Consider the following 4,199-nt stretch of genomic DNA (forward strand, 5'->3'; position numbering starts at 1 on the left):
GGGGCCCCCCCACCACCCACCAAACCGCCCCCCCCCGGGCCCCCCGGCGCCCCCGGGGCCTGCGCTGCACGGCCAGGAAAATCAGCGGGTTACGATCAGCTTGCCCTTCATCATGGCCGAGTGGCCCGGGAAGGAGCAGTAGAAGCTGTAGTCGCCGCCAGCGGTGAGCTTGTTGCCCGGGAAACGCACCTGGGTTTTCTGGCCGCCGCCGATCAGCGTGGTGTGGGCGATCACCCGGGCGTCGCCGGCCGGCACGTAGTTGTTGGCGACGCCGGCGCGGATCGCGTCGCGGTTGACGCCGGCCATGTCGGCGGTGGTGGACACCACCACGTTGTGGCCCATGGCCGTGGCCGGGAGCTTGCCGGTGTGGGTCAGTTCGATGGTGATGTTGGCGCAGCCGGCCGAAACGGTGGCTTCCTTGAGATCGAACTGCATCGCGTCATTGCCCTTGAGCGAGACGGTGCAGTTGCCGGCAGCCTGGGCCGCACCGGCGGCACCGATCAGGGCCAGGGCGAGGAGAAGGCGGCGCGAGGTTTTCATGGGGTTGCTCCTGTGGGGTATGCGATGGACGCTGCGTGCGGCCGGGCCGTCACGGCCCGGCGCGAAGGTGTGCCGGGCGACGGCCATAGATTCGGCCGGGAGGCGCCGGATTGCCTTGATTTGGGTCAATCAGCGCGCAAGTGGTCGTATTCCGCAGCATCGGTGTGCGTATTCGATGCGGCACCCGCGAAAGCAGGGCCAGCAACGGCCACCAGGAAAGCAGCCCCCGTAGAGCGGGGCAAGGCCCCGCTGGGGCATTACCAGCCAGGCCCGCGGCGCCACAAAAAACCACATCACCCTGTAGAGCGGGGCAAAGCCCCGCTGGGGCTGTGCCGGCTAACAAAAAAACCGGGGCCGCATGGCGGCCCCGGTGGCATCGTCATCCGGCTTTCCGGGCGCTCAGGCGATGGGTTCGCGCAGCACCGGCATGTCCCAGCCCGGGCGCGGCGCGAAGCGGTCGCCGTGGCGCGCCTGCAGGGTCCTGAGCTTTTCCACCAGCGTGTCGGCGCCGGTGGCGCGGATGTGCTGGATCGGGCCGCCACGGAACGGGGCGAAGCCGGTGCCGAAGATCACGCCGGCATCGAGCAGGTCGGCATCGGCCACCACGCCGTCGTGCAGGCAGGCCACCGCCTCGTTGAGCAGCGGCAGGATCAGGCGGTCCTCCAGGTCCGACGGCGTCTGGTAGTCCTTGGCCACCTCCGGCTTCACCGCGCGGCCGTTCTCCCACTTGTAGATGCCCTGGCCGTCCTTCTTGCCGCGCCGGCCCTGTTCGACAGTGGCCAGCGCGGCCGGGATCTGCAGGCCCAGGAACGGCGCCAGTTCCCTGCCGACGCTTGCGGCCACGTCCAGCCCCACGGTGTCGAGCAGCTCGATCGGCCCCATCGGCATGCCGAACTTGACCGCGGCGCGGTCGATCACCGGGCCGGGGATGCCCTCGGCGTAGGCGGTGGCCGCTTCCAGCATGTAGGGGAACAGCACGCGGTTGACCAGGAAGCCCGGGGTGCCGGCCACCGGCACCGGGAACTTGCCCAGCGCCTTGCAGAACGCGGCCAGCCGCTGTTCGGTTTCCGGCGCCATGCGGTCGTGGTGGATGATCTCCACCAGCGGCATCTGCGCCACCGGGTTGAAGTAGTGCAGGCCGGCGAACCGGGCCGGGTGGGCGATGTGCTCGCGCAGCTCCACCAGCGGGATCGAGGAGGTGTTGCTGGTCAGCAGCGCATCGTCCTTCATCCGCGGCTCCAGCGACTGGTACAGCTCGCGCTTGGCGTCCGGGTTCTCGATGATCGCCTCGATCACCAGGTCGGCCCTGGCCACGCCGTCGCCGGCCAGGTCGGCCTTCAGCCGCGCCGCCACTTCCGGGCGCTTGGCCGGGTCCTTCACCTTCTTCTCGAACAGCGCCTGGGCGCGGGCCATGGCCGGGTCGATGAAGCGCTGTTCGCGGTCCTGCAGGGTGACGTCGAAACCCTTGTAGGCCGCCCATGCAGCGATGTCGCCGCCCATCACGCCGGCGCCGACCACGTGCACGTGGCGGATACGGGAGTCCTTGCCGCCCAGCGCCTTGAGCCGCTCGGTCAGGAAAAAGATGCGGATCAGGTTGCGCGCGGTCGGGCCGCCGGCCAGTTTGACCACCGCGCGGCGCTCGGCGTCCAGGCGCGCCTGGATGCCGCTGCCGCCGCTGCGCTCCCAGGTGGAGATCAGCGCATATGGCGCCGGGTATTGGTCCTTCTTCGCCTTGCGCGCGACCTGCTTGACCATCTGCGGGGCGAGGATCTTGCGCGCCAGCCAGGTGTTGGTGGCCCATGCGGTGGCGCGCTGTTTGAACGGCCGGGTCGTGCCGGACTGCAGCAGCGATATCGCCGCATCGACCAGCACCGCCGGCGCGGCGACCTTGTCGACCAGGCCGATGCCGCGCGCGGCCGAGGCCGACAGCGTGCGCCCGGTCAGCATCATGTCCATCGCCGCCGGTGCGCCGACCAGTCGCGGCAGGCGCGCGCTGCCGCCCCAGCCGGGGAAGATGCCCAGCTGGGTTTCGGGCAGGCCGATGCGGGTGGACGGATCGCTGGAGGCCACGCGGTAACGGCAGGCCAGCGCCAGTTCGGTGCCGCCGCCCAGGCAGTGCCCGTGGATCGCGGCCACGGTCGGGCAGGGCAGCTCGGCCAGTTTCTGGTAGGTGGACTGGCCGCGGCGGATGGCGTCGTTGACGGTGCCGCGGCGGTCGAACTCCTGGAATTCCTTCAGGTCGGCGCCGGCGATGAAGCCGGCGGCCTTGGCCGAGCGGATCACCACGCCCTTGGGCGGGTCGATTGCCAGGCGCTCGATGATGTCGCCCAGTTCCAGCAGCACGTCCTGCGACATCGCGTTGACCGGACTGTCGCGGCGGTCCAGGGCGAGCACGACGATGCCGTCGTCGCGGATCTCGGCCTGCCAGTGAGTGAAGCGGAGCCCATCGAAACCTGAAAGCATGGGACGTTCCATCCGGTTGTGTATGGAGAAGGTCGCTATGATCCAGAGGTTGTTTCCCCGGCGTCAAATCCCAATGCTTGGGAAGTGCAAGGTGTTCGCGCCCGTGGTCATCGCCGACAGGCTAGCCGAACCCGAGTTAAAAGCCGGTGCGGCGGTCCCTGGACGGGGCGCTGAACTTTTTCCGCCACAGGCGGTCTCATTGCCCGACGTCGGTTGGGCTGACAGGAGTGCGGCCCCCCATGGCCGAGGTTGAAACACCGCAGGAGCTGGATCTGGAGCTGGTCCGGCGCGTGCAGCGCGGCGAGAGCGCGGCGTTCGATGTCCTGGTGCGCAAGTACCAGCACCGCATCGTCGCGCTGATCGGGCGCTACATCGCCGACTGGAGTGAATGTCAGGACGTGGCCCAGGACACTTTCGTACGCGCCTACCGCGCGATCGGGAATTTCCGTGGCGACGCCCAGTTCTATACCTGGTTGCATCGAATCGCAGTGAACACCGCCAAGAACTACCTTGCCGCGCACAACCGGCGTCCGCCGACCGACGACATCGAGATCGGCGACGCCGAACAGTTCGACGCCGGTGCGCGCCTGCGCGACACCGACACGCCCGAACGCGAGCTGATGCGCCAGGAACTGGAACAGACCGTGATGAAGGCGGTCGACGCGCTTCCCGAGGAGCTGCGTTCGGCCATCACGTTGCGAGAGGTGGAAGGCATGAGCTACGAGGAAATCGCGCAGAAGATGGGGTGCCCGATCGGTACCGTGCGTTCGCGGATCTTCCGCGCCCGCGAGGCCATCGACCTCCAGTTGCGTCCACTGCTGGATACCGCCAGCGCCACCCGTGAAAGGAGCCGCGCATGAATGCTTCCGGTCGTGTCGATGCGGCGGGCAATGCCGCCGACAAGTTCGAGCTTCATTACCGGCAGCAGTTGTCGGCGCTGGTCGACGGCGAGCTGCCCACCGACGAGGCGCGTTTCCTGCTGCGCCGGCTGCAGCACGACGGCGAGCTGTCCGGTTGCCAGGAACGCTGGCAACTGCTCGGCGACGCGCTGCGCGGCCAGGCCTGCGCGCCGGCGCCGGCCGGTTTCGACCTGAAGATCCGCGAGGCGATCGCCGCCGATGCCCGCCGGGCGCCGCCCGCGTCCGAGCGGCAGGCGCGTCGTGCCGGCTGGCGGCGCTGGGGCGGCGGCGCCGCGC

4 protein-coding genes are annotated in these 4,199 nt (G+C 69.3%); 2 read left to right on the forward strand and 2 right to left on the reverse strand.

The features are described 5' to 3' along the window. Window positions 1–81: 81 nt before the first annotated feature. Both azu and QMX80_RS18605 read right to left on the reverse strand, forming a co-directional pair. Window positions 82–540, reverse strand: a complete 459-nt coding sequence (gene azu / locus QMX80_RS18600; protein ID WP_273080207.1) for an azurin — start codon at window positions 538–540, stop codon at window positions 82–84. 399 nt (window positions 541–939) lie between these two features. Next, window positions 940–3,003: a 3-hydroxyacyl-CoA dehydrogenase NAD-binding domain-containing protein gene (locus tag QMX80_RS18605; protein WP_282278659.1), complete on the reverse strand. Its 2,064-nt coding sequence runs from the start codon at window positions 3,001–3,003 to the stop codon at window positions 940–942. 239 nt (window positions 3,004–3,242) lie between these two features. On the opposite strand from QMX80_RS18605, the gene rpoE reads away from it, so the two are divergent. Continuing rightward, window positions 3,243–3,863, forward strand: coding sequence for an RNA polymerase sigma factor RpoE (rpoE, locus tag QMX80_RS18610; protein ID WP_055768382.1), 621 nt, complete (start codon window positions 3,243–3,245; stop codon window positions 3,861–3,863). Continuing rightward, the coding region (locus QMX80_RS18615) for an RseA family anti-sigma factor (protein WP_282278661.1) at window positions 3,860–4,199 on the forward strand (340 nt) is incomplete at its 3' end. The genes rpoE and QMX80_RS18615, both read left to right, overlap by 4 nt.

Source organism: Stenotrophomonas sp. PS02297, assembly GCF_029959705.1.
In the GTDB taxonomy this organism is placed as follows: Bacteria; Pseudomonadota; Gammaproteobacteria; order Xanthomonadales; family Xanthomonadaceae; genus Stenotrophomonas; species Stenotrophomonas nitritireducens.

Excerpts from the sequence above, each read along its gene's own strand:
- azu (WP_273080207.1), bottom strand. The coding sequence starts at position 540 with ATGAAAACCTCGCGCCGCCTTCTCCTCGCCCTGGCCCTGATCGGTGCC.
- QMX80_RS18605 (WP_282278659.1), bottom strand. The coding sequence starts at position 3,003 with ATGCTTTCAGGTTTCGATGGGCTCCGCTTCACTCACTGGCAGGCCGAG.
- rpoE (WP_055768382.1), top strand. The coding sequence starts at position 3,243 with ATGGCCGAGGTTGAAACACCGCAGGAGCTGGATCTGGAGCTGGTCCGG.